5 protein-coding genes are annotated in these 5387 nt (G+C 35.5%); 1 reads left to right on the top strand and 4 read right to left on the bottom strand.

Annotated features, from left to right (window positions below):
- The coding region (locus ABIZ51_04770; protein MEO7088089.1) for an FAD-dependent oxidoreductase at positions 1 to 1021 on the bottom strand (1021 nt) is incomplete at its 3' end.
- A gap of 110 nt (positions 1022 to 1131) precedes the next feature.
- Here ABIZ51_04770 and ABIZ51_04765 point away from each other — a divergent pair.
- On the top strand, positions 1132 to 2394 hold the full coding sequence (locus tag ABIZ51_04765) for an MFS transporter (protein ID MEO7088088.1): 1263 nt from the start codon (positions 1132 to 1134) through the stop codon (positions 2392 to 2394).
- Positions 2395 to 2399: 5 nt separating this feature from the next.
- Here ABIZ51_04765 and ABIZ51_04760 read toward each other — a convergent pair whose 3' ends face one another.
- The 3 genes from ABIZ51_04760 to ABIZ51_04750 all read right to left on the bottom strand — a co-directional run.
- Complete coding sequence (locus ABIZ51_04760; GenBank protein ID MEO7088087.1) at positions 2400 to 3203, bottom strand: class I SAM-dependent methyltransferase; 804 nt, start codon at positions 3201 to 3203, stop codon at positions 2400 to 2402.
- Entirely contained in the window at positions 3200 to 4480 is a 1281-nt protein-coding gene (locus ABIZ51_04755; protein ID MEO7088086.1) for a hypothetical protein, read from the bottom strand. The genes ABIZ51_04760 and ABIZ51_04755 overlap by 4 nt, the downstream gene beginning before the upstream one ends.
- 116 nt (positions 4481 to 4596) lie before the next feature.
- Positions 4597 to 5387 (bottom strand): acetyl-CoA carboxylase carboxyltransferase subunit alpha (locus ABIZ51_04750; protein MEO7088085.1); only part of this gene is annotated, 791 nt, incomplete at its 5' end.

The raw sequence follows: 5387 nt of genomic DNA, 5'->3' as shown, positions 1-5387 counted from the left end.
TATAATCCAACGGTTTTGGATGATGTCCTGCAATTTTTTCCACACAAATAATTCCTTCTTTACTTGCTACGTGCGCCAATGCTTGTCCGCCAACACAATCGCCAATGGCATAAATACTCGGAATATTGGTTTGATAAAATCCGTTAGTTAAAACTTTTCCTTTATCAACGGCAACGCCTATTTCTTCCAAACCAACGCCTTCTAAATTTGCCTGAATACCAACCGCAGAAAGTACAATTTCACATTCAACAATTTCTTCGCCTTTAGCCGTTTTAATTTTCACTTTGCAATCAGTACCTTTTGTATCAACCGATGCAACACTTGCTTCCGTCATCACATCAATACCAATTTTCTTAAACGAGCGTCCTAATTGTTTGGAAACTTCTTCGTCTTCCACCGGAACAATGTTTGGCATGAATTCTACCAAGGTAACTTTGGTTCCCATTGTTGCATAAAAATACGCGAACTCCGATCCAATAGCTCCCGAACCAATTACCACCATTGATTTTGGCATTTTTGGTAAAGTCATAGCTTCTCGATAACCGATAATTTTTTTTCCGTCTTGCTGGATATTCGGTAACTGACGTGAACGCGCTCCCAAAGCCAAAATAATATTGGTAGCTTCGTAAATAGCCGTTTTTCCATCAGCATCTTTTACTTCTACTGTTTTCGGAGATTTTAATTTTCCGAAACCTTTAATTACTTCAATTTTATTTTTCTTCATCAAAAACTGAACACCTTTGCTCATTCCGTCAGCTACATCACGACTGCGTTTCACAACACTGTCGAAATCCACTTCTACACCTTTTGATTTAATTCCGTAGTCGGCAGAATGATTTAAATATTCCAATACTTGCGCGCTTTTTAATAAGGCTTTGGTAGGAATACATCCCCAATTCAGGCAGATTCCGCCCAATTCGGACTTTTCAATGACTGCTGTTTTTAAACCCAATTGCGATGCTCTAATGGCAGCAACATATCCGCCAGGACCGCTTCCTATAACTATTAAATCGTATTTCATAATTTCTATTTTTTTGAATATAACAAGTGCGAAATTAGTAAAATTTCTATTTGGGAACTTGTTTAAAGTCGAATAAAAAATCTGTAAGTTTGCGATTCTTATTTCAAGATATGTCAGACAAAAAACAAAAAGCGAAATCACCTTTAGCAGCTATTTTCTTTACCGTTTTTATTGATTTGGTCGGACTCGGAATTGTGATTCCGATTATGGCGCCCTTGTTATTAGATCCGCACAATACCATTTTGCCTTTTACAGCATCTGTTCATTTCAGAACACTTTTACTGGGATTTTTAATTGCCGTTTATCCACTTGCACAATTTTTCGGAGCTCCAGTTTTAGGTGCACTTTCCGACCGTCATGGACGAAAACCAATTTTACTTATTTCATTACTGGGAACTTTGTTGGGCTATGTTTTATTTGCTTTGGCGATTATTCACAACGATATTTATTTGCTTTTTTGGAGTCGTTTATTGGACGGATTTACCGGAGGAAATATTTCCATTGCCTACTCTGCCATTTCAGATGTGAGCGATGACACCAATAAAGCTAAAAACTTCGGAATGATTGGCGCTGCCTTCGGATTAGGATTTGTTTTAGGTCCGTTTATTGGCGGCAAATTATCCAGTCCTGAAATTGTTTCTTGGTTCACATTGGCTACTCCATTTTGGTTCGCTGCCATTCTCAGCACTATAAATATTTTGTGGGTTTGGCTTTCTTTTCCAGAAACTCTTTTAGAAAAAAGAAATACCTCAGTAAGTTTATTTACCGGAATCAGCAATATCAAAGAAGCTTTTGGCTACAAAGATTTGCGCATCGTTTTTTTAATTGTTTTTTTACTGACGTTGGGATTTAATTTTTTCACGCAATTTTTTCAAGTTTTCTTGATAGATAAATTTCATTTTACCGTTTCTCAAATCGCAGATATGTTTGCCTATATCGGCATTTGGATAGTTGTTGCGCAAGGTGGCGTTTTACGTCCTTTAGCTAAAAAATACAATGCATTACAAATGCTTTCAGTAGCCGCATTATTATTAGGTTTAACACTTCCTCTTTTATTAATTCCTTCCGATTATAAATATTTGTATTTCGTTATTCCTTTCGTTTCCATTTTTCAAGGATTAACGCAACCTACTATTAGCACTGTTGTTTCCGACCAAGCCAATAAAACAGAACAAGGCAGAATTTTGGGAATCAATCAATCCATTCGCTCGCTCGGAATGGCTTTCCCTCCTATTTTGGCGGCTTACATCACACTTATCAATATTAGTTTACCGATACTTGCTTCCGCATTTTTTATTATTTTAGGATGGATTGTCGTGGCGTTTTATTACAAAACACTGATGAAGAAAGAACAAACCAATCGCTTTTCCTGAAAAAATTATTTTTTCAATTTGATATTTATTTCAAAATAATTTTCTGAATCTCTCGGAAAGGTGTGAAAATTTCCATTTAATTCTCGTTCACAATAAACAGCACACAAAGTATTCGAAACACGGTATAAATGTTTTCTTTTATTTTCAGGTGTTCCTGCTAAAATTCCTTTTAACACATCCCATCGAATATCTTCTGGGCTATTTCCGTAATCGTGCCAAACAATCATGGAATTATTATCCTTCAACACTTCGAAAGCCTTTTCCGTATCGTTTTTAACAGATTCGTAATGATGATCACCATCAATAAAAATCAAATCAAATTTTTCATTTAAACTTTTCAAATTTATTTCTTTCGAATTTTCGCGAACGTGAGTTACGTTACTTTTATTTTTAGAAAAATAACCAATTAAATTAATGTGTTTTTCTGTCAAATGAATGTGGCGCATTTGTGCATCTGTTAAATTAACAGTAAAACATTTTTTAGCCACAGCAGCAATATTGGCAACACTTTCACCGCGCCACGTGCCAATTTCTAAATACACACAATCGGAAAAACTTTTTGCGCAAGCTTTTAAAAATGCCAAATCAATAGGCGTTGAGCCGCCTTCTAATGCGGCATAAGGCGAAACCGTTTCGTCAAAATCGGGAAACAAATCGGTTAATTCAATACTTGGCAATCCGAGTTTCATTCCATATTTTTCACTTACCTCCAACTGATTTACATCCGCATCGTCCATAATTTTATTTATAAGCGATGGCTGTTTCATCAATAATGACAAGCCTTTAAAAAGTTTTTTTACTTTGCTCATACTTTTTCTTTTCTTGATTTTAAAAAATACAACAACTCCTTTTTCACAAATAAAAAATCATCTTTTTCAGGAATAAATTTTGCGAGTGAATAGTTGCTTTCTCTCAAAAAATAAATGATTGTAAAAACAGCCGAAGCAAAATACGAGCAACTGGCAATAATTCCCGCAACAAATATCGAATACTGGTGAATGCAAATAACGCTTAAAAAAATAGTTATAAAAACACCCGAAACAGCCGCAAAGGTATTCACTTGATATTTTCCTATTCCCGAAAAATAATGTCCGATGATGAGCGAAATATTCCAACACAATATTCCCGGAATAAGCGCCCAGATTACTTTTCCTGTTTCTCCAAATTCTTTTCCGAAAATAAAAATATAAAAGGAACTCGGGAAAATAAGTAAAGGAATAACCGCAAAAAAGCAAAGCAACAAACTGGCTTTTGTTAATTTTAAAGTGAGCTTGCGCGAATAATTTACGTCCGTTGAATTAGCTATTCGCGCATATTGAATAGTTGCAATGCTGTTACTGATAAGCCAAATGGCTCCTGAAATGGAAATAGCATTGGAGTATATTCCGAGTTTGCTGTCGCCTGAAAAATGGCTTAGTAAATAAAAGCTTAAACGTAAATTAATAAACTGCACAACATGTGCCGATTGATTTAATAAACCTACTCGAAAAGTTTCTTTCAAGACAGTCATTTGTCCTTTTAAAAAATTATTTTTCAGATACGGTAAAATCAAGAAAAAGCTAATCAGGAAACAGCCGCCGAAGGAAATATACAGAGAGGTAATGTACGCTTCGATATTATTTTTATTCCAAAATAAAACTAACATCAACAACACAAAAAAACTGATAAGCGTTTGCAATAAACTGATTAAATTATTAGCGGTAATTTTTTCTTTTCCCAGTAAAATGGTTAGATTAATGGATAAAAAGGAATTCAGCAAGGAAAGTGCTACTACATGAAAAACAAAAACCTCCGGAATCAGTGGAAATAATTTTAAAATAAAATAGGCAAAAACACAGGATATAAACGACCAAATATATCCTGGAAACAAAATTTGAACGACAGGATATCGCGGAACTAAATAAACCACCGTTGCTCCGCCAACCACATTACAAAATATCAAAACTAAAGTAATGCTGGTGATAATTAAACTCGTTTCTCCTTTCCCGAAAGCGCCCATGTATTGCGAAATCACAACGGCAACAAGCAATCCGATGAATGCATTGACAAATTTAATAACAAATGTGGAAGCAATATTTTTAAACATCGTTCTTTCGCAAAGGCTTAAATTAGAAATTTTTAGCGGTTTACGCAGTTGTATTTTTCGTGTTCAAAAAAATAATTTTTCAATATTGCTTTTATAGAAAATAATTCTGCCTATACTTAATTGTGTTCCGTAACCACACCCATTGAGCAGAATTTTTTAATTCTTTTCTCCACCAATTTATCGGGTTCCATTTTGGTTAATTTTTCGAGGTGTTTTAAAATTTCTTCTTTTAAGATTTTAAACATCTCTTCGGGATGCGTGTGTGCGCCGCCAATCGGTTCTTTTACGATGCCGTCAATTAATTTATTTTCCAACATATCGGTAGCCGTTAATTTTAATGCTTCTGCCGCTTTCTCTTTAAAATCCCATGTCCTCCATAAAATAGTAGAACAATTTTCAGGAGAAATAACAGAGTACCACGAATTTTCCAGCATCAATACTTTATCGCCAATGCCAATTCCGAGTGCGCCACCAGAAGCTCCCTCGCCAATAACAATACAAATTACAGGAACTTTTAATCTCGACATTTCTAATAAATTGCGTGCAATCGCTTCGCCTTGCCCGCGTTCTTCCGCTTCTAATCCGGGATAAGCACCAGGAGTATCAATTAATGAAATAACAGGTTTGCCAAATTTTTCTGCTAATTTCATTAAGCGCAATGCTTTGCGATAACCTTCAGGATTGGGCATTCCGAAGTTTCTATATTGACGCATTTTTGTATTTATTCCTTTTTGCTGACCGATAAACATTACACTTTGTCCGTTAATACTGCCAAAACCACCAATCATCGCTTTGTCGTCTTTCACCGTTCTGTCACCATGCAATTCGATAAAATTTCCGTCCGTCATCGCATTAATATATGCTAAAGAATAAGGTCTGTCGGGATGGCGCGACACTTGCACGCGTT

Source organism: Bacteroidia bacterium (assembly GCA_039924845.1).
Lineage (GTDB): Bacteria > Bacteroidota > Bacteroidia > DATLTG01 > DATLTG01 > DATLTG01.
Note: the sequence above shows the minus strand (reverse complement) of the source record. Positions and strands in the feature narration are given on the sequence as shown.

Excerpts from the sequence above, each read along its gene's own strand:
- ABIZ51_04760 (MEO7088087.1), bottom strand. The coding sequence starts at position 3,203 with ATGAGCAAAGTAAAAAAACTTTTTAAAGGCTTGTCATTATTGATGAAA.
- ABIZ51_04755 (MEO7088086.1), bottom strand. The coding sequence starts at position 4,480 with ATGTTTAAAAATATTGCTTCCACATTTGTTATTAAATTTGTCAATGCA.
- ABIZ51_04765 (MEO7088088.1), top strand. The coding sequence starts at position 1,132 with ATGTCAGACAAAAAACAAAAAGCGAAATCACCTTTAGCAGCTATTTTC.